The organism is Peribacillus sedimenti (genome assembly GCF_046237635.1).
Classification (GTDB): Bacteria; Bacillota; Bacilli; order Bacillales; family DSM-1321; genus Peribacillus; species Peribacillus sedimenti.
The window spans coordinates 2419457-2444140 of sequence record NZ_CP143547.1 but is presented as its reverse complement, the minus strand read 5'-3'; the positions used below and the strand labels follow the sequence as shown (position 1 = coordinate 2444140).

The 24684-nt window shown below is 40.0% G+C and carries 25 protein-coding genes; 17 read left to right on the top strand and 8 right to left on the bottom strand.

Annotated elements, in window-relative coordinates; translation table 11 throughout:
- Positions 1-19 precede the first annotated feature (19 nt).
- The 3 genes from V1500_RS12085 (at position 20) to V1500_RS12075 (ending at position 4402) form a co-directional block, all read left to right on the top strand.
- Positions 20-1327: a globin-coupled sensor protein gene (locus tag V1500_RS12085; protein ID WP_409305755.1), complete on the top strand. Its 1308-nt coding sequence runs from the start codon at positions 20-22 to the stop codon at positions 1325-1327.
- A gap of 75 nt (positions 1328-1402) precedes the next feature.
- Positions 1403-2758 (top strand): diguanylate cyclase domain-containing protein, encoded by a 1356-nt coding sequence (locus V1500_RS12080; RefSeq protein ID WP_409305754.1) that lies wholly within the window; start codon positions 1403-1405, stop codon positions 2756-2758.
- 369 nt (positions 2759-3127) lie between these two features.
- Entirely contained in the window at positions 3128-4402 is a 1275-nt protein-coding gene (locus V1500_RS12075) for an IS110 family transposase (RefSeq protein ID WP_409305753.1), read from the top strand.
- A gap of 580 nt (positions 4403-4982) precedes the next feature.
- On the opposite strand, the gene V1500_RS12070 is transcribed toward V1500_RS12075, so the two are convergent.
- Positions 4983-5324 carry a DUF3139 domain-containing protein gene (locus V1500_RS12070; protein ID WP_409305752.1) on the bottom strand — a complete coding sequence of 114 codons (342 nt, stop codon included), beginning with the start codon at positions 5322-5324 and terminating at the stop codon, positions 4983-4985.
- An 84-nt stretch (positions 5325-5408) separates the two neighbouring features.
- On the opposite strand from V1500_RS12070, the gene V1500_RS12065 reads away from it, so the two are divergent.
- The 3 genes from V1500_RS12065 to V1500_RS12055 all read left to right on the top strand — a co-directional run bounded on the left by V1500_RS12065 (position 5409) and on the right by V1500_RS12055 (position 6591).
- Positions 5409-5978, top strand: coding sequence for a YiiX/YebB-like N1pC/P60 family cysteine hydrolase (locus V1500_RS12065; RefSeq protein ID WP_409305751.1), 570 nt, complete (start codon positions 5409-5411; stop codon positions 5976-5978).
- Between the two features lie 315 nt (positions 5979-6293).
- Entirely contained in the window at positions 6294-6476 is a 183-nt protein-coding gene (locus V1500_RS12060; RefSeq protein ID WP_409305750.1) for a hypothetical protein, read from the top strand.
- Complete coding sequence (locus tag V1500_RS12055) at positions 6454-6591, top strand: hypothetical protein (protein WP_409305749.1); 138 nt, start codon at positions 6454-6456, stop codon at positions 6589-6591. Before V1500_RS12060 ends, V1500_RS12055 begins: the two co-directional genes overlap by 23 nt.
- A gap of 103 nt (positions 6592-6694) precedes the next feature.
- On the opposite strand, the gene V1500_RS12050 is transcribed toward V1500_RS12055, so the two are convergent.
- Entirely contained in the window at positions 6695-7222 is a 528-nt protein-coding gene (locus V1500_RS12050; protein ID WP_409305748.1) for a hypothetical protein, read from the bottom strand.
- 354 nt (positions 7223-7576) lie between these two features.
- Between V1500_RS12050 and V1500_RS12045 the strand changes: the two genes are divergently transcribed.
- Positions 7577-8014 (top strand): hypothetical protein, encoded by a 438-nt coding sequence (locus tag V1500_RS12045; RefSeq protein ID WP_409305747.1) that lies wholly within the window; start codon positions 7577-7579, stop codon positions 8012-8014.
- Between the two features lie 432 nt (positions 8015-8446).
- Positions 8447-9289, top strand: a complete 843-nt coding sequence (locus tag V1500_RS12040) for an STAS domain-containing protein (RefSeq protein ID WP_409305970.1) — start codon at positions 8447-8449, stop codon at positions 9287-9289.
- A 165-nt stretch (positions 9290-9454) separates the two neighbouring features.
- Here V1500_RS12040 and V1500_RS12035 read toward each other — a convergent pair whose 3' ends face one another.
- Positions 9455-9997: a CBO0543 family protein gene (locus V1500_RS12035; protein WP_409305746.1), complete on the bottom strand. Its 543-nt coding sequence runs from the start codon at positions 9995-9997 to the stop codon at positions 9455-9457.
- Positions 9998-10918: 921 nt separating this feature from the next.
- Between V1500_RS12035 and V1500_RS12030 the strand changes: the two genes are divergently transcribed.
- Both V1500_RS12030 and V1500_RS12025 read left to right on the top strand, forming a co-directional pair.
- Entirely contained in the window at positions 10919-12193 is a 1275-nt protein-coding gene (locus V1500_RS12030) for an IS110 family transposase (protein WP_409304991.1), read from the top strand.
- Between the two features lie 474 nt (positions 12194-12667).
- Complete coding sequence (locus tag V1500_RS12025; protein WP_409305745.1) at positions 12668-13138, top strand: hypothetical protein; 471 nt, start codon at positions 12668-12670, stop codon at positions 13136-13138.
- A 1279-nt stretch (positions 13139-14417) separates the two neighbouring features.
- On the opposite strand, the gene V1500_RS12020 is transcribed toward V1500_RS12025, so the two are convergent.
- Positions 14418-14816 (bottom strand): hypothetical protein, encoded by a 399-nt coding sequence (locus V1500_RS12020; RefSeq protein WP_409305744.1) that lies wholly within the window; start codon positions 14814-14816, stop codon positions 14418-14420.
- Positions 14817-15234: 418 nt separating this feature from the next.
- A complete protein-coding gene (locus V1500_RS12015) occupies positions 15235-15855 on the bottom strand; it encodes a nitrite reductase (protein ID WP_409305743.1) in 621 nt (206 codons plus the stop codon).
- Between the two features lie 182 nt (positions 15856-16037).
- Here V1500_RS12015 and V1500_RS12010 point away from each other — a divergent pair, with 182 nt between their 5' ends.
- From V1500_RS12010 to V1500_RS11995, 4 genes are all read left to right on the top strand, one after another.
- A complete protein-coding gene (locus V1500_RS12010) occupies positions 16038-16730 on the top strand; it encodes a response regulator transcription factor (protein ID WP_409305742.1) in 693 nt (230 codons plus the stop codon).
- Positions 16727-17803, top strand: coding sequence for a sensor histidine kinase (locus V1500_RS12005; protein WP_409305741.1), 1077 nt, complete (start codon positions 16727-16729; stop codon positions 17801-17803). Before V1500_RS12010 ends, V1500_RS12005 begins: the two co-directional genes overlap by 4 nt.
- A 233-nt stretch (positions 17804-18036) precedes the next feature.
- The gene (locus V1500_RS12000) at positions 18037-18357 is read left to right on the top strand and encodes a four-helix bundle copper-binding protein (protein ID WP_409305740.1); all 321 of its coding nucleotides are present in this window, start codon (positions 18037-18039) and stop codon (positions 18355-18357) included.
- A gap of 237 nt (positions 18358-18594) precedes the next feature.
- On the top strand, positions 18595-19353 hold the full coding sequence (locus V1500_RS11995) for an NlpC/P60 family protein (RefSeq protein ID WP_409305739.1): 759 nt from the start codon (positions 18595-18597) through the stop codon (positions 19351-19353).
- Positions 19354-19402: 49 nt separating this feature from the next.
- Here the strand turns inward: V1500_RS11995 and V1500_RS11990 are convergent, their stop codons facing one another.
- A complete protein-coding gene (locus V1500_RS11990) occupies positions 19403-19675 on the bottom strand; it encodes a CC/Se motif family (seleno)protein (RefSeq protein ID WP_409305738.1) in 273 nt (90 codons plus the stop codon).
- 197 nt (positions 19676-19872) lie between these two features.
- On the opposite strand from V1500_RS11990, the gene V1500_RS11985 reads away from it, so the two are divergent.
- Positions 19873-20802 (top strand): F510_1955 family glycosylhydrolase, encoded by a 930-nt coding sequence (locus tag V1500_RS11985; RefSeq protein WP_409305737.1) that lies wholly within the window; start codon positions 19873-19875, stop codon positions 20800-20802.
- A 136-nt stretch (positions 20803-20938) separates the two neighbouring features.
- Positions 20939-21535, top strand: coding sequence for a YdhK family protein (locus V1500_RS11980; RefSeq protein WP_409305736.1), 597 nt, complete (start codon positions 20939-20941; stop codon positions 21533-21535).
- A gap of 142 nt (positions 21536-21677) precedes the next feature.
- Here V1500_RS11980 and V1500_RS11975 read toward each other — a convergent pair whose 3' ends face one another.
- The gene (locus V1500_RS11975; RefSeq protein WP_409305735.1) at positions 21678-21920 is read right to left on the bottom strand and encodes a hypothetical protein; all 243 of its coding nucleotides are present in this window, start codon (positions 21918-21920) and stop codon (positions 21678-21680) included.
- A gap of 421 nt (positions 21921-22341) precedes the next feature.
- A complete protein-coding gene (locus V1500_RS11970; protein WP_409305734.1) occupies positions 22342-22944 on the bottom strand; it encodes a site-specific integrase in 603 nt (200 codons plus the stop codon).
- 646 nt (positions 22945-23590) lie between these two features.
- Between V1500_RS11970 and V1500_RS11965 the strand changes: the two genes are divergently transcribed.
- Positions 23591-24670: a hypothetical protein gene (locus V1500_RS11965; protein WP_409305733.1), complete on the top strand. Its 1080-nt coding sequence runs from the start codon at positions 23591-23593 to the stop codon at positions 24668-24670.
- The last annotated feature ends 14 nt before the right edge of the window (positions 24671-24684 follow it).

Here is a 24684-nt window from a genome sequence, read left to right as displayed (position 1 = left end):
AATCGGGGGAATACCTTTGTTGAACATTTTTAAAAATAACCAAAAAAATCATGAAACGCTTTTGGAACAAATAAAACTAAACGAAAAAAATGTTGTAATCGATGTAAACTATAATGTTGAAAAAGTGTTACAGATGGCCGGTTTTACAGCCTATGATCTTTCAGCAGCCCAACTTTTGCAGCCTTACGTGAAAGAGAACATAGCCAGGATTGTTGAAAATTTTTACTCCAATTTAGCCCATGAACCGAGCTTGACGAAAATCATTGAAGCTCACAGCTCGGTAGATCGCCTGAAAAACACACTTACTCATCACCTGGTTCAATTGTTTTCTGGCAGAATTGATGAAGGTTTCGTAAAACAACGGCAAATTATCGCACATGTTCATGTTCGAATTGGGTTGCAACCGAAGTGGTATATGCTTGCATTTGTGGATCTATCTAACAGTTTACATGAGGTGGTTAATGCAAACACGGCGAGTAAAGAGGAATATGCTGCGTTCTCAACTGCAATCAAAAACATTTTGTCAGTGGAACAGGTTATTGTATTGGAAGCCTATGACAAGGAAAATGAACGAGTGAGGCAAGAGTCCCAAAGGGTAAAAGAGCAAGTTCAGAATAAAGTGCGTGAGACAGCAGAGGAACTTGCTGCGGTTGCGGAACAGACAAGTGCTTCCTTACAACAGGTATCAGCACAGTCCGTACAAGTAGTATCTTTTGCACAGTCCGGTTCCACGTCCGCTCAAGAAACTGAGCAACAATCCTTGGATGCACAACAACGACTGAATAAGCAATTGGAAGCAATGAAGAAAATTGAGATGCGGATGAATCAGGTCAATGAACAGATTAATAAGCTCCAAGAAACCTCTTCAAAAATACAGGATGTGACCGGGATTGTGTCTTCCATCGCTGACCAGACCAATCTATTAGCATTAAACGCCGCTATTGAAGCAGCCCGGGCTGGAGAACATGGCAAGGGCTTTGCTGTTGTAGCCGACGAAGTCAGAAAACTTGCTGAGCAGACGAAGAATAGTTTAGCCAGTGTAAGTTCACTCATTTCTGAAACGAACGAAGGCATCCAAGGAGTCAACCAATCCATCGACCAAGCCAACACCTTGGTTTCCGAGGGAGTAAAGGGAGTCAATCAATTGGATCAATTCTTCGAACAGGTAATACAGTCCATGGGGCAAATCAAAAACGGAAGTATTCAAATTGAAACAGAACTGGAGTCGCTTGTTACGGTAATCGAAGAAATTACAGATGGTGTCAGCACAGTGGCTACATCTACCGATAATCTAACTGACATTGCAAGACAAATGTTATTAACCTAATGAAATAACGTCTCGCAATGTAGCTCACTGTCTTGTGAATGTAAGAAACCATAAAGGAGAATAAAGTGAAAACACATGCACAATTCTAATTTTTTTGCAGAAAGCTTCAGTCAGAATATTATCGGCGACGAACAAAGTGATGACATCCAGGCAAGTGAGAAACAAATTCGTATGTTAATTGATTTAATTCCAGAATTGATCCTGTTAAAGGACGGTTTAGGACGCTGGATTCTGACCAACCAGCTGGTGCTGGAGCTATATGAATTAGGCGGTCGCGATTACATTGGAAAAACGGACATGGAGCTTGCGGAAATGAGTCCCCAGCATAGGGAGGCGTTTGATTATAATATTGAAACCGACGAGTTGGCCTGGGAAAAACGAACAGAATTAAAAATCGAAAAGAACATTCTAGGACAGGACGGGGTAATGAAGGTTTGGGAAGTGATCAAAACTCCTATTTTCGATAAAAACGGAAGACGGCACCGTATGGTTATCGTCAGCCGTGAGGTGACAGAGAGGAAAAAAGCCGAGAAAGCTTTGCAATTAAGCGAAAAGAGGTACCGTTTGATAGCAAGTCATATGAATGATCTAATCGCTATGATTGATAAAGACGGCAACATTAGATATGGATCTCCCTCTTTTGAGAGAGTACTAGGTCGTTGTGGAGCGTTTAACTTTTTCAAGATTGTGCATGCAGAAGATTTACCTTCAGTACGGGAAAAGCTTAAGCGAATGATTTCGGAACAAAAAAATGAAGAAAAGGCGGAGTTAAGGTGCACACATCTGGATGGACATTATATTTGGTTTGAAATCAGCTTCTCATGCGTGCAAGAGGTCAATGGTGTGGTGGATCATTTCATTATGGCCGCTCGAGATATTAGTGAGCGTAAGAGTTACGAACACCATCTACAATTCCTGGCTTACCATGACCCGTTAACTGGCACTCTAAATCGCCGCTGGTTTATGGAGCAAATCCCGCACGAAATCGAAATGGCGAAAACTAACAAAACCCATATGGCGGTCATGTATCTGGATGTCGATAAGTTCAAACAGATTAACGATTCATTTGGTCATGAAGTTGGCGATGAGCTACTCATACAGTTAACTCAACGAATTAATACAGCGTTGCGAACGGAAGATACAATTACACGAATGGGGGGAGATGAGTTTGTTATCGTCATTCCTAACTTGAAGTCTCAAGACGGAGCTTCCACTGTTGCAAATCAACTTTGTACGCTCCTTCAACAACCCTGGTTGGTCAAGGACCAAGAAATACTAACCACTTCATCCATTGGTGTTGCCATATATCCCGATCATGGTGAGACCCTTCAGCTGCTGCTAAAGCACGCAGACCAAGCCCTATACAGGGCAAAAACAAAGGGACGCAGCCAGGTTCACTTCTGTACTAACAAGTTCGAAACTTGTTATTAATTTTCAATAGAACTACAGTCAAAATGTGTAGCCTTCATTAGATGCATTTAGATAAGAAAGTATAACTTTCTAACTTAGACTGATGTCTAGCTTCGGCGTAACGATCGTACGAGTCCCCGAGTAGCCCCAAGGCGTGGCGGTCAGTACCGAGCCCCGACCAACAGGAGGTATTGGTGTCAACATTGCTGCGAGGACGCAGCGATTTAGAAAAGATGGAGCTGCTTTTAGGCAGCTTTTCTTGTTTCACTAAAGGGGCAGGTTAGCATTCCTGTAGATCGTTATTTTGAACTTTGATAAAAATAGGGGCCCTCAGTAAGATAGATGAGTAAGACTCGACTCAAACTCAACATCTTAGGAGGAACCCCTTATATGAAGTTTAAAATGCAGGACAAACAAAATCAACTAATAGAAAGAATTACTGATAAGCATCTGGTTATTGGCGTGGATATTGCACAACACTTTCACGTAGCGAGAGCCGTGAACTATCGTGGGATTGTAGTGGGAGAACCCATCACCTTTGAAAATAATGAAGGTGGATTTTCGACATTATTAAACTGGATACACGAGATTAAAAGAATACATAGACTCGAGGCGGCTACAGTCGGTATGGAACCTACGGGCCATTACTGGATCAACCTTTCCAAATGGCTGATGAAACAAGATATCGAAGTAGTAACCGTGAATCCGCATTTAGTGAAGAGGAACAAGGAAAACCGAGATAATACCCAATCAAAGAGTGACAGGAAAGATGCCCTTGTAATAGCTGATATGGTGAAGAACGGATATTATGCTTTTGTGAGAAACACTTCGGAATCATTTGAACAACTCAGGGTGCTAATGTCGAACAGGGATGTGATTGTCAAACGGCTGGTCAGCTCTATTAATCAATTAAACCGTTGGGTGGACATCGTTTTTCCTGAACTCAGGCAGGTATTTAAAGATATAACGGCCAAGGGAGCGATCGCTACCCTCAGGCTATTCCCATTGCCGATGGAACTGCGTTCCATGACACCGGAACAGATCGTCATGGGGTGGAGATCCGTCATGAAGAGGCAGCCTGGAATGAAGAAAGCCGAATTGCTTGTCCATGTGGCCAGGAAATCTGTTGTTACAAGGCAGGCCCTTGGTGCTTATAGATTCCACCTTGAGCAATTATTGGAGGAATATGATCTTGCGGTCCAACAAATGGATAGGGTGGAACAGGCCGTCAAGGAGGTATTGGACTCGATTCCTTTCGCAAGAAAACTGCTTATGATTAAAGGGATTAGCGAGATTTCCCTGGCTGGCATCCTCGGTGAAGCTGGTGATCTCAGTGGTTTCTCGCATGGCAACTCACTGCTTCGCCATGCAGGACTCCACCTGGTGGAAGCGAGTTCGGGAAAGTGGAAAGGCCAGACCGTCATATCCAAGCGTGGAAGGTCAAGGCTGCGGCGTTTCCTATACTTAGCCACTATGAGCCTTGTCATGAACAATCCAGAATTTAAGGCGATACATGCCCATAATGTCAAAGTGAAGAAAATGAAAAAAATGAAATCCATCATGAAATTGATTGGCAAGTTGGCCAGGATCTTTGTTGGAATAGCACGTAAGAACGAAGTGTATTATGCCCATAAAGTGCAGCCCATAAAAGACATCGCAGCGTAATACAACTCTTACGTTCTCGGAGAGAACACACTTAAACCAAGCAATAGATTATCAAATGTTGGCTCATTCGCAGGATTTCAAATATGTACGGAGTACCAGATTTCTTCAACAAAAGGGCACGGACCCATTAGGTTAGCATAACTGGACTCCACCCCTTGGAAAGGCATGACGAAGGAATGACAGGGCAACTTAGACCCGTTGAGACATGGGAGGGAAAGCCTCCAGGGGCGGCGTGGAGTAGTACATCATAAGGCAAATTATGGAGTGGTTTTCCAACTCCTTTATTTAACCATGCCTTCACGTAGCCAAGTTGGCCCAAACTTACTTCGAACAAAAGGTGACCTAAGACCAAGGAGATTGAAATCCTGCGAATGAGCGAGCATTTGGGAGAAAATCGAATCATACTGAGGGAGGTGAAGAAGAATTGAGGTGTCACATACGGCATAATAATTAGTCACAAAAAAAGAGGCCTTGGAAAAGGACTCTAATTATTTTTACGACCACCTTCTGAATAACGGTTGTAACTTACACTCTAATAAAACCTTGTCACACCAAACCGTCAACATTAACCTTTAACCTATTATTTTTCCTCGTGTTTCGTACCGGAAATCCCGGTTTGTTCTACTTTTCCTCGTTTACCTGGTGTTACATAATTGTAATTATAAACGCTATCTTTGTCGTCCTTAAAGGTGACAGCAACCTCAAATCTTTTCTTGCCTTTTAATTTATTTTCTTCCACTACCAATTTAGCTATGTCGTCTTTATTATAATTTTTCTCATTGATCAGGTAGTCTTCGACATCCTTTTTCAGCTGTTGTGTGTAGGCTGTATCAGCTTTTGTTCGTTGCTGTGAAAAATAGAAGAAACTACCTATAGCAATTACAACCACCACAAGTCCTATAACCCAATGATTTTTTTTCATAAAATTACTCCTTTTTCCTTATTCTCACAATTTTAGTATAATTGGTAAACTTGTTTTATGCCACATACTAAAGGAGGAGATGAATTGAAAAAGTATATTGCCATAATAGCAACATTACTAGTCTTACTAACTATCAGTTTAGCTTTTCACTCCACAGAAGCATCAGCAGCGTATTATAAAGGTAAAAAAGTATCTCCAAAAGCAGGCGATATTCTGATCACGAGTAAGGCGGAAACAAGATATCATTCTGGCCATTCCGCTATTGTGACAGATAATCTTAAGGTGGTTCATATCCCTGCTCCCGGTACTCATCCAATAATAGAAACTCTAGATACATGGATGAAGAAGTACCCGATTAAAAGTGTTGTCCGTCTAACTGATACTGCTAAAGCTAAAAAAGCAGGTGCGTGGGCAAGAACATACCAAGTAGAATACAAGAAAGCTACATATGGCATTTGGACAAACTTAAATACGTATAACAAAACCTACTGTTCAAAACTTGTATGGCAAGCCTATAGGTATGGTTCAGGATGGGATCTCACTCAAAGGTACGATTACAGACATGGTCGCTGGTTAGGAACAGCTTCATTTGATAAGATTTTACCTTATCAATTCATAAATGGTATTACGCGTTACAGCGAAAGAGTTTATTAATTTAGTTCATTTTACATCTAATACTTAACAAGTTAAACATGCTTTAGGGCTAAAAGGGAGTGGGAACACTCTCTTCTCTGTATAAAGCTATTTAGACCCGGGCTCGCAAAGCACGCATTATACCCATCTTCATTTACTTCGGCAAATATCCTCTTTTTTCCTTGTAATACCTAATGAACTCATTGTAACTCTTGAGAATGAATTAGAATTAAAACCTAATACTGACACAAAAGAAGAGGAGGCTAATGAATTTGCTAGAGATTTTTTCATTAATAAATTTGAGTACAAAGAGTTTGTAAATAGAGAGAATTTTTAATGAAATTAGTGTCCATGATACCGAAACGTTGGATAGTACAAAACGTACAGGATGCCTTCACCAACATTACCCAGAACAACCAGAGCGTATCCAGCCATATCGAAAGGGTCGAGGTCATGATTACGGAAATCAAGGGTAAAATCCAGGGCATCAATGGAAATGTCGAATACATTCATCAGTGAAGAAAATCGGGCGATTATTGAAGAATGCACCAGTTCCTTTGTAAAAATCGTGGAGGATATCGAAACCATCGCCAATGATTTCCGAAGGCTCGAAGCAAATCATGCAAAAAGATAACAAAGAAAACCGTCACGAAAACGGTTTTCTTTTTTAAGTACCCAATAGGCGTCCCTACTTACATTTTTACGGGGAAAGATGCCATATTTCCAACTGGAATTATCTAACCATAAAACGAAGCCCAATAATGGTTCCGATTCTTCATGATCTGCCCATCGTATCCAATCACGTCATCAATGATCAGTGTGAGCTCTTTCATGACCTGTGTCAAATCATCCGTTGTAATGGCCGAAGCGGATTTGGTCAGCTTGATTCCCTCTTCTGCGTCATATTCGAGAAGCCAGGTTTGCAGCTTTCCTTCGTCATCCAGGAATCTGACCGAAACCTGACCTTGGCTCACCATGTCATGAACGATGCGTTCCATCTTGTCGCCATTGTATTCTCCGACTATATCAGCAAGGCACTGCCTAAAGCCTAAATTGTGAATGGAATCCAATACCTCTTCCTTCGTCCAATCCTGATACATTTTGACAAGTTCCAATGTACCTTCCCCATACTTAATTCCGTACCGGTCGAAAATTTCTCCGATCGACTTCCTAAGGTACTTCGCATCAAAGGGATATATAAAACTGTCCGAGAGTGGAATCCCTTTCGCCCTCAACAATTTCAACAATTGACTATGTATGATCACTGAACATCCCTTCCTTTCTTTTCATATACAAAAGGTGTCCAATATTCCAGCGATTATTCAAAGCGGAAACATGAAAGGGTGAAAATCACACCCTTTCACTTGCCTTATAAAGTTACGGAATATCCATCGCCTCTGTCCAAGGTCATCTTCTGGTCGAATCCGATGACGCCGTCAATGATATCAACGAATTCGAGTGATTTTTTCAGTGTCAGTAAACCGTTTTACCACGCCGTGCTTTACGACCTCGACCTCTGTTTCCATTGAAGGAAAGGTCCCATGTCAATGTGTTATGAGGCAGGTTAGAACAGAAGAAGAAACTCTTAATAAGTGTTAAACTTTACTGGAATACAAGAAATGATGGGGCAGGAGATACCTGGTTCTTATAAAAATCAAGATGAATGGACTTCTTATGCAGATATAGGTAGTAATGTTAGTGAAGAAGAGTATTTAACTACTGAAGAAAACTATATAAATGCAATTATTTCTTTTATGAATGAAATGAATTTAGATAAGATGTATTTGAATGCTTTGAAACTTAATTCAGATGAAGTGGAGAAACAAAATGCTTCTCGTGTTATGGCTAAAGTGTGGTTAGGTAAAAGGGTATCAAAACAAGAAATTAAAGAGGTAGTTAAGCTAACTTTACGTGAAGCTATTTGGTGTAAATTAAGCTATAAAAAGGAGTTCTTTATCCATTTTGGGTACGACAACTATATGTATATTGGAGCTAAAAAGGATTGTCCTGAAGCCCGCGTAAAAGTAGAGATGAGTGGGTTATTGTGGAAGAATTAAGTTCACCTTACAAATAACTATATCGGACGTATAACCAATCAAAGCAAGATTGTGAAGCAATGTACTTACACTAACGGGGGCGTTGATCCAGGAAGGATTAACGGCCTTTTTTATTGAATACCTCTTATTGAGCTAAAGGGGCAGGTTAGTTCAAGAAGGATTGAATCCAAGACACTCTTAAGAGCCTGATTTTTATTTTAAAAAACAGGCTCTATTTATATTTGGAGAATGAAATTTTAAACGATATGAAATCTATATCAAATTAACATTTTCTTTATTTATGTTTATTCTATTTTTTATCAAAGGCATTAATTGCTTTACGTAATCGAACTTTATGGGGCTGCGATGAATTTGATGCAAAATCTAACAACAAAACCAGAATTATGTTACTATTTAATCAAACGTTAGAAGCCAAGGGGGTGTAAATTGTTGATGGAGAAGAACAAAGAGTTATATAATTTCTTCCTAAAAGAAACATGGAATCTTACTGAAGAATGGTACACTTCCTTGGATAAAACAGACCCAGAAGGAGTTTATTCTTCAAAGAACCTATCCGTTATTGAAACGGTTAAACAGCAGAACTATGAGTTTCATAAGCGTTTCGCCAATATCTTTATCGCTGAGTCTTTAGAGGATTTTTTCGAAGGATTTGAAGAGTGGGTTAAAGAAATCGCACAAGATGAAGAACACCAACAAACACCCGTGCACTTTATATTGAGAGAATTTTTTAATACACAGAAACAATATTTAAATTTGGTGAAGGAGTTTTTCACTCTACATAACCAATATCTTTCAGAAGAACATTATTACTGGATTGAGCATATTTTCAAAGCGTTCAGTATTGTAATGGCTTGGTTCTCCAAGGAGTTACAGGAACACTCCGCAAAAAGGTTAGATGCTCAGCAGGAAATGATTATCCAACTAAGTTCGCCTGTTATCCGCTTAAATTCCACTATCGGACTATTACCTCTGATTGGCGATATAGATACCCGAAGAGCCACCTTAATACTTGAAAAAACATTATCTCAATGTAAAAAACTAAGTGTTTCCAAATTACTACTTGATTTGTCAGGTGTAGCTATAATTGATACAATGGTTGCCCAACAAATTTTTCAATTGATTGAAGCATTAAAGTTAATTGGAGTGAAAACAATTCTTTCTGGACTACGACCAGAAATGGTACAAACAGCAACTAAACTTGGAATGAACTTCAATGATGTATCAATTGTTTCAAATTTGGAAACAGCAATTTCAAAATATAAGGTTTTCATATAAGTTAAGGTTGCCGATTGGCAACCTTTTTCTTTAACACCCTTCCTATAAAATAAAAAGCTTAGGGGGCAATACTTGAGGAGCCGGCAACAATTGAATAAGATTTGTCCCTAGTAACAAAGTAAGACTCCCCTCTTGTAGCAAAGAGCGGAGTATATCCAATGAAATTTATTCTGTGTCTTCGTACAATGGGGAAAACTTAGACAGTTTGTTAAGCCAATATGCACTCATAAACAGAAAAATTTGAATCGGGACAGAATAACTATAACGCCAGGCATTCGGCTCGTAAATGCCCAGCCAGTCAAAAAATGGTTCTGCGATATAGGAAGTTAATAATGCGAAAAATATCGCTTTTAACCATGGAGTTATTTTTGGTAAGAATTGCAGGAGAATCATTACCGATACAGGCATGAGCGTAACATCCCATGGGAAATAGGTAGGAAGTGTTGGGATTACATGAAACCGATAATGCCAAATGCCTGCTTGGTCTCCTAAAATATCAAGCAGGGTTGAAATTGCCATAATATAAAAGCCCACATACATCATTCGATCTGTACTTTGTTTTTTTCTAATAAGAAACCAGATAACCCAGGGGATAATGGAGAGGGCAACTCCAAACCACCATAAGCCAGAAAAAAGAACATGTTCCTGCCATATTTCTATCTTTTGGTCAATTAATTCTTCAGTCTTATAAAAATTTTTATCCTGCATCGAGAGGATGCTGTCTTTACTTGCCACAATGATCACCCGCTTAGATCCAAAAGCATTACTCTAGGTTTAGATACTATTATAAAAAATATACATTAATTACTGGATACCCTTAAACATCTGTAGTAACCGTTAAGCACGTGACACTGTTATGGGATGTAATTGGGAATAAAAGCAGCTCGATTCTGTGTAGAGTACAGAGATTACCTCAAGGGGATGGTTGCGGCACCGCTTTCTTCTTGTGCTAACGGGGCAGGATAGTTGAATAAGATAATGACTCATATGAACTAGGGAATGACTTGTTCAATTACAGACCTTTTATCAATTGTAGTATAACACGGCACTTTGCCAGTCCTCTTTTTTACGAAAAGACAATGGCTAAGAAGCCATCCAACGGGGACAGCTTTCTAGCAAGAATTCAGAAGTTATACTTCACAAGCATTTGTTCTATATTGCTTGATTGATCCTCTCGCAATTGTTCCCGTATTTTTTCTTATACTCCAATGACCTAATTGCACACAGTCCATCCGGCCATTGCTTGCTTTCCGCAACTAAAGGGGCAGGTTAGTTGAACAACAGCAAAGAAATATGACCGCTTTTTTACCCCCTAAAACAAAAAGAGACAGATATTAGCCTGCCTCTCCATGTATGCTTTGAAAGTAAATGAACCATTTCCATGGAACTCAATAATATTATATGCTGATCATATTGTTTTGCGTGGGCTTCTCTCTATGGTTGTCCTCCACTGCAGATATTTATTTATTATCTTGCTACCCGATAATTTGTTTTTACATGTTTAACAAAAGGGGCAGAGTAGCATTCCTGTAGTTCGTTATTTTTGAACTTTGATAAAAATAGGGGCCCTCGGTAAGATATATGAGTAAGACACCACTCTAACTCAACATCTTAGGAGGAACCCCTTATATGAAGTTTAAAATGCAGGACAAACAAAATCAACTAATAGAAAGAATTACTGAAAAACATCTGGTCATTGGCGTGGATATTGCCCAACAATTTCACGTAGCGAGAGCCGTGAACTTTCGTGGGATTGTGGTGGGCGATGCCATCACTTTTGAAAATAATGAAGAGGGATTTGCGACTCTATTAAACTGGATAAATAATCTTATGAAAATAAATAAATATGAGGAGTCCATAGTCGGTATGGAACCTACGGGCCATTACTGGATCAACCTTTCCAAATGGCTGATGAAACAAGATATCGAAGTAGTAACCGTGAATCCGCATTTAGTGAAGAGGAACAAGGAAAACCGAGATAATACCCAGTCCAAGAGTGACAGGAAAGACGCTTTAGTCATAGCTGATATGGTGAAGAACGGATATTATGCTTTTGTAAGAAACACTTCGGAATCATTTGAACAACTCAGGGTGCTAATGTCGAACAGGGATGTGATTGTCAAACGGCTGGTCAGCTCTATTAATCAATTAAACCGCTGGGTGGACATCGTTTTTCCGGAAATCAGGCAGGTGTTTAAAGATATAACGGCCAAGGGAGCGATTGCTACTCTCAGGATGTTCCCATTGCCCATGGAACTGCGTTCCATGAAACCTGAACAGATCGTCATAGGGTGGAAATCCGTAATGAAGAGGCAGCCAGGAATGAAGAAAGCCCAACTGCTTGTCCATGTGGCCAGTAAATCTGTTGGCACAAGGCAAGCCCTTGATGCTTATAGATTCCACCTTGAGCAATTAATAGAGGAATATGACCTTGCGGTCCAACAACTCGAAAGGGTGGAACAGGCCGTCAAGGAGGTATTGGACTCGATTCCTTTCGCAAGGAAGCTGCTTATGATTAAAGGGATTAGCGAGATCTCCCTGGCTGGCATCCTCGGTGAAGCTGGTGATCTCAGTGGTTTCTCGCATGGTAACTCACTGCTTCGTCATGCAGGACTCCACCTGGTGGAAGCGAGTTCAGGAAAGTGGAAAGGCCAGACTGTCATATCCAAGCGTGGAAGGTCAAGGCTGCGGCGTTTCCTGTTCTTAGCCACTATGAGCCTAGTGATGAACAACCCCGAATTTAAGGCTATACATACCTATAATGTCAAAATGAAGAAAATGAAAAAGATGAAATCCATCATGAAACTCATTGGCAAACTAGCGAGGATCTTTGTAGGAATAGCACGTAAGAACGAAGTGTATTGTGCCTATAAAGTGCAGCCCATGAAAGACATCGCAGCGTAATACAACTCTTACGTTCTCGGAGAGAACACACCTAAATCAAGCAATGGATTATCAAATGTTGGCTTATTCGCAGGATTTCAAATATGTACGGAGTACCAGGTTTATTCAACAAAAGGGCACAGACCCATTAGGTTAGCATAACTGGCCTCCACCCCTTGGAAAGGCATGACGAAGGAATGACAGGGCAATTAAGACCCGTTGAGACATGGGAGGGAAAGCCTCCAGGGGCGGTGTGGAGTAGTACATCATATGGCAAAATATGGAGTGTTATCACACCCCTTTATTTAGCTATGCCTTCACGTAGCTAAGTTGTCCCAATCTTACTTCGAACAGAAGATGACTTAAAAGCAAGGAGATTGAAATCCTGCGAATGAGCGAGCATTTGGGAGAAAATCGAATCATACTGAGGGAGTTGAATAAGCTGAATAGTACTATAGAGAGATGGGGCATCCTTAATAAAAAAAGGAACTTGGTATGATAGGGCTTATAATTTCAATTTTATTATTTAATTTTTTAGCGTTCAAAACAAATAAAAGACTAACAGCTAATCAAATAGTACATATTTGGGTATTTACCATAGCATTCCAACAAACTTTTGACCTAATGGTCGAATTCAAATATCACGGGTACTGGTATTTCGGTAAGGAAATCGACTGGAAAGGGCTGCTGCCACATACTGTCCTTATTCCCCCAGTTAATATGATGTTTCTGAATTGGTACCCTTTTAGGGCAAAAATCATGAAACAGTTCACATACATACTCCTATGGGAAGTGGTTTTTTTAGTTTACGAAACGGCCACCTTACTTCCTGAACCCTGGGGATATTTCCATTACGGATGGTGGAAGCTTCAGTATGCAGCAGTGATTAATCCCGTACTTCTACTTATCTTGCTGGGATATTACAAGTGGATATGTAAATTGGAAAAATTAGCAATTAACAGGTAATATCAAGAAGTTTTCATAATTAATGTTGATCCAAAAGGGTTGACGTTTTTAGCTCTATGACTAACAAAAGCGGACAGATCTCTTAAAATGTATGCCTGTACCTTTTTCGTAACTTCATAATTGTGCTTAAGCAAGAAAAATCCAGGAAACCATAACACCAGCGTAAATAGTCAAGGAAGTTTGGAGGCAGCTTTATCATTTCCGAAAATACTCATTGTAATCTTTAACTTCAATTGTTTTCTTTCATCAATATACTCAGCAACAATAATTCTGCTTATTTGTGAGAAGAGTTAGTAATGCACTGCCTCTTTTTGTTACATATTTAATTTTGTGACAGCCATACTAAGAGAAAAAGGGGTGTCACATGTCAGGAACGAAACGTCTTGTAAGAAATAGTTCGATATTATCCAGTATGCTTAGCTTGGTGATAATCATTTTGACAATATATCACCATTTCACTGTGAATGATAAATTAGATCAACTTATCGGTGCTGATGGGGCTGATTATCTGCCAGAATAGGAGAAAGGTTTTTGGAGTATAACTTCTGAATTTGTACACAAACTATTATTGACGCTGTGAAGCTTCTAACCAACCACTAAGTTATCTTTTTCTTCTCATAAGAAGCCGTCCCAATTGGATGGCTTTTTAACATTGTGCAAAAAACCCGGTGGAGTGAGTCACCGGGCGAGAAACGTGGAGTATCTTCTCAATGGAAGAGAACGAGATGTTCCTTAGTGGATATTATTTCCTTAGCTGTGCATCCTATACATCTGAATAAATGTGGTAATTATCTTAGATAATATCACCGGAAGTTAAGAGAATGCTTGAGGAGTGCAGGTATCCATTAATTTCGAAACCAGATACAGTCGAATGAAAAAATCCCGACACTGCGTGATTGATCCTCTCGAAATTGTTCCGGGATTTTTTCTTATACTCTAATGACCTAATGGCACAGTACATCCGGCCATTGCTTGCTTACCGCAATTAAAGGGGCAGGTTAGTTCTTATATAAAGTACCTCTTCCTTTCGCAGGAAGATAAGTTTGAAAGCAATTTAAGATTGGTAAAAGAAAAATATTAGTTTCAACAATTAGTGGAACTTCAGCCATCCATTCTTGACATAATTGAAAGAGACAATGATTTCAAAGTTTATTTTTCATCGATGTGTTACCGCAGTACCAACAATGAATAGAAAGTAAAAGGGAGCCTCCGAGGCTCCCTTCATTTTTAGCTAAAATAAACATTTTTTTACATAGCAGATTATGTATATTTTCGGATTTTACCAGTTGTAGCGTACATCACCTTGATAAATATCAGCAGTGCCACCTGACAGATTAACAAATTTGAATTTAGCAAATTTCCCTTGCATCCATAATCCCGATGGGGATGTACCGTTCAAGGAGAATACTTTCCAACCAGAACCAGTATAAGTCTGGGATCCCAGGTAAGCATTAGCACTGTTATAGACTTCTACTCTAACTGTGTTTGCATCATACTTCTCAAATTGAACAAAATAAGGGCTATAAAATGAGTACCCTGAATTAAGCCAAATATAATTGCTAAAAGAAGTTTTGCCAAAATGGTAGGTGGTGCTGGCTTCTGCAGGTTTTGTAAACATTCCAACCATCAGTACCATTACAAGTAGGCTGCCAGTAACCTTTAACATTTTTTTTAACATGGAATTCCCTCCTAAGATAGTAAATGTAAGTTAAATCCTTACATTCAAGAATAATACACAAATTCTAGTAACATGAATATGCATTTATCGCAAAATGGTAGAATTAGCCTACTAAGGGAACTTCATACCTAAACAAGAAATGACTATATATTCTAAGAGGGTTCTGTTCGCCCATACCGAGAAAACAGAAACTCATTGGAAATAGTCGTTAGTGAAGCGTTGGAGTTAACAATTCAGAAGGGGACCAATATAAGAGATTGTGAATAAATGTACTTAAACTATAGGGGGCTTTAGTTAAAGAAGGGAAAAGTCCATTTTTTTGTGAGTTTTGAGTTCTATGTGAAGTTATAACCCCAATGTTAGGGGATATGTCACTAAAACAAATAGAACGCATGCTATTAGCGTGCGTTCTATATATTTATGTCAATAAAAGTTTCTCATCTACCCTTGCTACAAATTTACTGAAGGGTTCTCGTTTTTTGCCCTGTTGTGAATATAAGTTTATTAATCTGTCAACCGCTTGGTATAATTCTTCAGGTGTCAGGTTCTCAAGAAGCAAGGTGCCAACCTTTGCATCCTTGCCTTTGGCTTTTCCCCCTACATAGAGATTATACGTATCTTTTATTTTCATCACCCCGATATCACTTAGCATCGGCTCGCCGCATCCAATTGCACATCCAGTGTAAGCGACTTTAAGTGTAAACGGAACAGGCTTTCCTGCTATTCTTTCATTCAGTTCCTTGGCAACCGGCATTCCTTCCTCAAGCTCCCCCTTGCAGAAATTACACGTTCTCAAGGACTTAACGAAATTGCCCACAGGATAGGTGCGAAGTCCAACGCTCTGGAACGACTCCATAATTTCCTCTTTTTGATCTTCCGGTATCTCTATATAAATCTGCTGGAAGGTGGTCAGCTCGAGTTCCTGCCCATCGTCCATATATTTTGCCATCATAACTAATTGCTGGGCTGTCAGTTTAGAACCGAACCCTATCCCGCCATTTACAGCGATTTTAATTTTCTTTTTCTCCTCTGTCTCCATGGAAGTTCCTCCTGCGGTTACATATTTTATATTTATAAGAAGATAGGTCTTGGACCATACCAATAAAGTGCCTAAGAGCTGAACAAATGGTACAGTATAATTGTAAATTCTAATGGAAAAATTCACAATCCAGGAACGCTGTATGGAATGTATTAATAATAGTTTTAACCTCGGAGGATGTAATGAAAAGCCTATTAGTGATAGACGACGAGCAAAAGATACGGGATGTCATTCGTTCCTATTTCCAAAAAGAAAAGTTTCAGACGATAGGGGCGAGCACCGGCAAAGAAGCCATTGCCCTGGTGGAGAGACAGCATTTTGACATGATCATATTGGATTTGATGCTTCCGGACATTCCCGGGGAGGAAATTTGCATGAGCATTCGGCGGAAATCTTCTACTCCGATCCTAATGCTGACGGCAAAGGTACAGGAAAATGACAAGCTGCACGGACTGGCAATCGGTGCAGACGACTATATGGTCAAACCCTTCAGCCCGCGGGAACTGGTCATGCGTGTGAAGACGATCCTGCGTAGGTCAAGCGATGAATTTCTATTGGCAGACATCATTTCTTTCAATGATGGTGAGCTGACGATTGATTCCGCCGAACAAAAAGTGACGGTTAGGGGCAAAAAGGTGAATCTCACACCGAATGAATACAAATTATTACTGGTATTGGCCAAGTTCCCAAAACGCATCTATTCCGAGGAGCAACTGGTCGAAAAAGTGTTAGGGTATGACTTCGAGGGCGATGAACGGGTGATTGACCAGCATGTCAAGAATATTAGACATAAAATCGAAGAGAATCCGAAAGATTCCGTATACATTGTCACGGTCTTTGGGACAGGTTATAAGTTTATGGGGGAAAGGCCATGATGAAAGGCCTCCATAGACGTCTGGCCCTGAACTTTTTTGGAATTGCCTCGACTGTATTAATTACGGCTGTGGGGGTTATTGCCATCGAAATTCATTATCACCTGAATATGTTCGAGAACCAGAATGTTCATAGCGACAGTGTATCATTGAGTTCTCATCTTGAGCGTGCCCTTTTAGAATCGCTGTTCTTTACAGCAATTGGAGCCGTTCTTCTAGTTTTTATCGTCAGTTATTTTGCAGCCAAACGTATGGCCTTTCCCTTGATCGAGATGCAGAATATCGCAGAAAAGATGGCAAAAGGGGAATGGCAGTCCCGTGTCACATTTGATCGCAAGGATGAAATCGCCATGCTCGGCGAATCGCTGAACAGGCTGGCTGCGGAGCTGTCAAAGCAGGATCGCATCCGAAAGGACATGACCGCGGATATCGCCCACGAACTTCGGACACCACTTGCTACGCTAAAAAGTCATATGGAAGCGTTTGAAGATGGAATATGGGAGCCTACGCCAGAGCGACTCAAAGCGTGTATGGAGGAAATCAACCGTCTGATCTTTCTTGTGAATGATATCGAGTTGTTGCATGCATTTGAGGCACCAGATTTCCGCATGAAAATCAGCTCTGAAAATCTGAATGAATTGGTATATTTGTCGATACAATCCGTCGAAGCGGCCTATATTCAGAAAGGAATAGAGATCAAGATGGAAGTGCCTGAACAAATTACGGTGTCGGTTGATCCGGAGCGATGGAGGCAGGTACTTTTGAATCTTCTTTCCAACTCGTATAAATATACTCCACCCGGCGGAACCGTTACAGTAAAGGCTGAAGAGTCCCCGCAGGATACTCTATTGTCCATTACGGATAATGGAATTGGAATCAAGAAAGAATCGCTGAGCCGTATCTTCCAACGATTCTACCGTGAAGACAATTCGCGGAGCCGGGAAACGGGTGGCAGTGGAATCGGACTTGCCGTAGTAAAACGTCTGGTGGAGGCTCACCACGGTGACATTTGGGCAGAAAGCGTAGAAGGAAACGGAACCAGCATCTACATAAGATTGCCTAAAACGAACACATAGAATAAAAGCCCTCTCAACCGGAAGGGCTATTATTACTGATCATTTCCTACTTGAATAGGCGGCTGAATGGGCTTAAGGAATTCAGGGTGCTTTTGTGGATAATCCACAAAACAGTCCAATTTTGTTCTATACTCATGAACTTTCACAGCTTGGAAATGGGATATACAATGAATGATTCAGGTTTAAAGAGGGTATAGGTTCGATAGATAAACATGAACGAAAGGAGGTTCCTTATGAACTACGAAGAGTGCATCCAGGCATGCCTGGAATGCATGGAAGCGTGCAATGTCTGTTTTGATGCCTGCCTCACAGAAGAGCATACGCATATGATGGCTGACTGCATCCGTTTGGACCGGGCTTGTGCAGAGGTCTGCGGGATGGCCGTGCAGGCGATGCAGACAAATAGTCCCGTAGCGGACTTAATATGTAATCTTTGTGCCAAGGTATGTGAAAGATGTGGGAATGAATGCAAACAGCATGATCATGATCATTGCCAGAGATGTGCGGAGGCATGTTTCAAATGTGCAGAAGTGTGCAGGAAAATGATAGCCTAGTAGAGACTGTGTTTCGATACTATAATGACCACCAGGAAGGCATAAAACCTTCCTTTTTCTATTGATTCCCGTTACCTCCGGCTTTTATGTCATTCTATTATTACACATTGTATCATTTATATTACAAGTAGATTAAAAGGGTAGAGAGAAAAACCATTCCCCCTTACAATAAGATTATTAAATATTCGACAAATATAAACAGATATAGATAAAAATAGATATCATTCAGGGGGAAATATGAAAAAGAAGCTCATTTCGGCGGCTGGCGTCGTCTTCGGTTCTATGTTGCTTGCTCAATCTGCATTCGCTGCAAATGTTACGGTTCAAAAAGGTAAATCACTCTCTGCATTATCGAAAAAATACAACATATCTGTTTCTGCCATCAAAGCATCGAACGGATTGAAATCGGACACAGTCTTCGTCGGCCAGAAACTGAACATTCCTGAAAAGGCCACTGCTTCTACGTATAAAGTGGCAAAAGGGGATACGCTATACCTTATAGCTAAAAAGTCCAATATGTCAGTTTCGCAGCTTAAGAGTTTGAATGGGCTGAAAAAAGATACTGTTTATGCTGGCCAGGTATTGAAGATCCAGGCAGGTAAGACAATAGTGACAATGACCGTGCAACAAGCCAGTAGCCTCGAGGCTAACACCTTGATTGCGGAAGCCAAAAATTACATGGGGGTTCCTTATGTATGGGGCGGAACTAGCCCAAAAGGCTTTGATTGCAGCGGATACATGTACTATGTGATCAACAAGCAAAAATCCGTGCCGCGAGTAGATGTGGCAGGTTATTATAAGATGATGAAGGCTGTATCCACGCCGGAAGTTGGGGATTTCGTATTCTTTGAAACTTATAAGCCGGGCCCGTCCCATATGGGGATTTACATCGGCAATGGGGAGTTTATCCATTCCAGCTCTTCCAAGGGAGTAGCGATCGCCAAAATGTCCAACTCCTATTGGAGTGCAAGATACCTTGGGGCAAAGTCCTTCTAAAAAAGAGCAAAACCGCCGTTTATGGCGGTTTTTTTGTGTTCTAAAGATATCAGGAAACATGGGCTTTAGCAGAAATAGACGTAATGATACTAAATCCAGTCAATTTCAGAAGAAGGCTTTCCCTCACTTCTACATTTCTTTGAACATAAATGTCTACGCCATCCACTTGGAATTGGCGGAATTTTTGCAGGTTCTTTGGTTTTTTGGGAAAGGCAAGCAGTTCTTGCAGGGCTCCTGGTACGCAACAGCCTTGCACCTCCACCGTTTCAATGGTGACACATTTCCCTCGGGAATCGACCCAGTTCTTTACTGTCTCATCCATTTCAATCTTCGTGGTGTTTCCCTCCCTATGTATGTATTCTCAAATGCCATTATCGGTTGCCTTGGGAGCGTTGTCAATGTCCAAAAGTAACAACGTACTTATGCCCGGTATAGGTATATGGTATATTAAAACCGGTACTCTTTAAAGTGCATCAGGTTTATGATAGGGAAAAGATGTTAAAGGAGAGGGAGAAAAACGTGAGCAAAAAGAAAAAGATGTCACAGTCAAAAAAGAAGAGTTGGGGTTTAGCCTCGGTACTAATCGCTATTCTAGTTGGAATGGTGCTGGTGATTTTCATTCCCAGGCTATCCGCGGAAGAGATCACCTTTCATGATATCCATGGAATAGGCTATTCGGGGGATTCTTTAACGGTCGCGAGCCACACCGGTTTAACGAAATTTTCGGAAGGTAAATGGACGGTGCCCGATGGGGAAAAGCATGATTATATGGGGTATTCTGCCGTAAAAGATGGATTTTACAGCAGCGGGCATCCCTCTAGAACTTCGAAATTGGCAAATCCATTGGGAGTCGTGAAGGGGAATGCTTCTGGAAAGAAAATTACGGGCCTCGATCTGGAAGGGGAGATGGACTTCCATACAATGACAGCCGGATATGAAACCAAAGAGGTCTATGTGATTAACCTGGAAAAAAACACACGAATGGAAGAACCCGGCCTTTACTATACAATAGACGACACGAAAACCTGGACTAAAACGAACATGGCGGGAGTAACCGATCCTCCTACAACCATTGCGGCCCATCCAACTGAAAAGGGTGTAGTGGCATTTGGTACGGAACACGGTCTCTATCTTTCTAGGGACTACGGCGATACCTTTACAGTCATTATGCCGGAGGTGCCCGTGAGTGCATTAGCCTTTGACCATGGGGGCAATTTGCTGGTGGGATCACTTGAGAATGAACCAGAAGTGTTTCAATTGGACATCTCGACCAAAAAAACAAAGGACTTGAAGGTTCCTGTCTCAAAGAATGACATGGTCATGTATGTGCAGCAAAATCCAAAAGACCAGGACGAATACGCTCTCACCACATTCAACAAGAACATTTACCTGACAGAAGATGGAGGGGGCAAATGGGACAAAATCGTGGATGAAGGGCAAACGAAGTAATACACTTCATGAATTCACGATTGACAAAATGATACAAATCCTCTGTTGCAAGAGAATACTATGTTTTTATGCATCTTCATAAGTTCTTCATAACTGTTGGATATAATAGGTGTATCACATAACGAGGAGGATAAACATGAAACATAAAAAAATATGGTTGTTCCCTTTTATGCTTGTATTAGCACTCGTGCTTGCTGCATGCGGCAATGGCGATAACAATGAACATGCTAATCATGGAACGGAAAAGCCTGACAATAAGGCAGATGACAGCAGCAGTATGCATGGGGATCATGGGGACATGAATCATTCGGGATCCGCCAAGGTTCCGGAGGGGTTGAAGACAAAGGAGAATCCAACCTATAAAGTGGGAAGTGAAGCCATCATCAAGGCGGATCATATGGAAGGGATGAACGGAGCTACAGCGAAAATCGTTGGGGCATATGAAACCACAGCTTATGCTGTAACCTACACTCCTACAACAGGTGGAGAAAAAGTAACAAACCATAAATGGGTCATCCACGAAGAACTGAAGGACGCTCCTGCCCAGCCTTTAAAAGCTGGTGATGAGGTTACCCTTGAGGCAGATCATATGGAAGGCATGAATGGAGCAAAGGCTGTGATTGATTCAGCCGAACAAACTACGGTATATATGTTTGATTACACGCCTACAACTGGTGGAGAAACAATGAAGAACCATAAATGGGTTGTAGAGAGTGAGCTTGCTCCAAAATAAAAAGAAGGAGCCAATGCTAAATTAGTTTGGTGAAAAATATTTCAATAAACATTAAAAAGAAGTCTGCTGAATAGCAGGCTTCTTTAGTTGCTCAAATAACCTGAATCTTTTATGAGCTCCTTCAAACCAATACTGTTCATAATCAAAAGTCAAATTCAACTTTACTTTCATCCTTTTGAGAAACTTTTTCAATATCTACACACACTTTACTGATTAGCGAGCGTAATTCATCATCATCTATTTGGAAAATTTCTCTTAGTCTACGGAAACTGAGTTCACCAATTAGATACAAACCGAATATTTCATGTGATTGAAGTTTTTCTATTTCCAAATCACTAAAGTCGACCTTTACCTTATACAGTTCCTTACTGCAACCAATGATCATTTTTCATCCCCATCCTTTTCTCCTCCCGTTTCATATACTCCGAATCCGGAACGTGGCCGATGGTACAGGTTTAGTTCCATGCTTCATCTCTCGATATCGCTGATGATGCATCCAGCCAACGGATTCCGGATGTTGCTGTTTCGGAACAGATAGTTGACCAGCACGGGCTCGGTGAAAAACTCCTCGGCCATGACCTTCCCTTCCATGAACAGCATGGCGAAGTCAGAAGCAGAAATGGCTTGGTGTCCTGTTTTCCCTGCCTGCACTGGCCTTATTGTTCACATTCGTCCTCATCCTGCCCGTCGCCCTCGCATTCTTCTACAGCCTCATGAATTACAACATGCTGAATCCGGATGCGAAGACATTCACTGGTCTGGATAATTATATACGGCTGTTCCAGGACCAGGTTTTCCTCACAGCGTTAAAAAATACCATGCTTATAACTACTAAGAAGAGGGATAAGGAGGGGATGAAGGGGCAACAATCGTTCCTTTTTACCTTTTCCATATATCCGGATTGTTTGATTGGAAAAATCCAATTGCGACCATGTAAGCGAGACAAGTTCGGATCGTCTCATACCGGTTACCGCCAATAACTTGAACATGATTTCATTTCGTTTTGATAAAGTCGAATCATCCTGTTCAAGCGAGCGGAATAATTGCTGAAGATCACTTAACGTCATATATACTGGAAATTTGTCATCGGTTTTGGGTGTTTCAATGCCACTCATAAAGTCATGGATCAGGTATTTTTCCTGTATGCAGTATTTAGTGAATGACTTAAAACTGGAAATTTTCCGGTTCATGGAACGCGGTTTTTGCTTGTGGGTTCTCAGTTGATGCTGGATAAAGCGACGGACATGGGTCTTGGTGATTGAAGCCAAATCAGTTGAACAGTCATGATCACGTAAAAAAGTTAAAAATTGAAGTAAATCGTATTCATAACTGACAACTGTATGTGTGGAGTAATTTTTTTCAACTTGAATGTACAGTATGAATTCGTCAATTGCAGCTTTTAATTGCAAACCAAAAACCTCCAATAAAAGTTGTTTAGACGATAACTCATTATCCGTACAAATACACAACATTATCGTTCAAAAGGAGGATTATCGTTCACATGAAAAACGTGAAAAATTATAAGGAATGTGCAGAAGTGACGTTCCAAAGTACAGATATTATAGGAACGTCAGGGGATAACCCCAATCACGGCGTAAAATTATCCTAGTTTACATAATATATAGTGGAGGGCTTTAAAAAAGAATTAGAGGAAGTTCTCATAATTTGTCGTACAAATTATGATAAGACGAAGAAAAAATGATAATTGTCGTTAAAGAAATATCCTAGTTAAATATTACCATAGATATCCTTTAATGTCCAATGTAAAACTATCCAAACTCTGTTCTTTGTTTATCCGTCAAGAATTAAACTCCAATATCCTCAACTATTATATTCCAGCTTGCTAAACGAGATTAGAGGAATTGACAGTACTTTGCAATCACCGATAGCGACTCTTTGCTTTTTCTGACGCTTTATTAATCCATCACCCTTTATCTTTAGTGATTCAAAAACTCATATCCTTTCTGAATTCGACAATATTCTACATTTTTCATTAATTAATAGTAGTAATATAGTTTTAGGTATATAGAATTTGATTTATAGGTGGGGAATTATATGAGTGTAAAAACAATAACAAATGATTTTGACCAAAAAACTGCTGAGTTCCTTAATGAACTATTTTTAAAATACGAAAACAGTAGTGAGTCTGAAAAGCTAGATGACTTTTTAGCAAGACAACTATTAGATAAAAAAGTAACTAATTCACCAGATGAAGCAAAAAATTTAATAAATGAATTTTCAACTACACTTGAAGACATAGAACAAGATTTTCAAAGTCTTTTAACCGCAAAAAAAGAAGGGAAATCTAGAAGTCAGTGGCTCCAAAGTAATTTAGATGGTATATTACAACAATTTCAAGATAAAGACAATAATCTGATTAATAGTATAAAAACTGGCCTTTCTAGTTCAAACAATTCACTAATAAAAAGTATTTTTGAAGAAGATTCGATTATTTCAATTCCATTAAAAGATTCTCAATATGAAGACTTAAATAAAAAGGCTATTATTGAAGATTTTTTAACAGACATAAAAAATAATACACTGTTATCTATTGTTTCATTTGATAAAGAAAAAGGGGTTGCATTTAATAAAAATCATAAAGAGTTAAAGATTTTACAAGATTACTTTAATGAAAGAATGGATAGCCCACTCGATATAAATGTAAAAAAAGTGGCTACTACAGGAGTATTGATAGCAAACAAGAAGGGCTATATTCCCTTTTTGAAAGATAAGTCAATAGACGAAATGGCCATGATTGTTGATCGTGGTTTAACTTCTGCGAAAATTGCATATAAAATTGCAAAAGGTGAAATAGACCCAATAAACGCAGTTGATTATATGATAGACCGAACAACTTCAACTGTAAAAACGGCTGTTACAAAAGTATGTAGAAAAGCTGGTGGTGCTATTGGCAGCAAGGTAGGAGGATTCGTAGGATCTGTTTTTGGTCCAGCTGGTACAGTCATTGGGTCAAAGGTAGGACGAATTGTTGGTGAAGTCGCGGGACAAGCAGTTGGAAATTGTATTTCCAAGGGAATTGAAAAAATTTCTACAAAAGCTAAGGAATTCGTTAGCAATACGTGGTCTAGTATAAAATCAGCTACTGGTAATGTATTTTCACTATATAAAAGATGAGTTTAGTTCATATA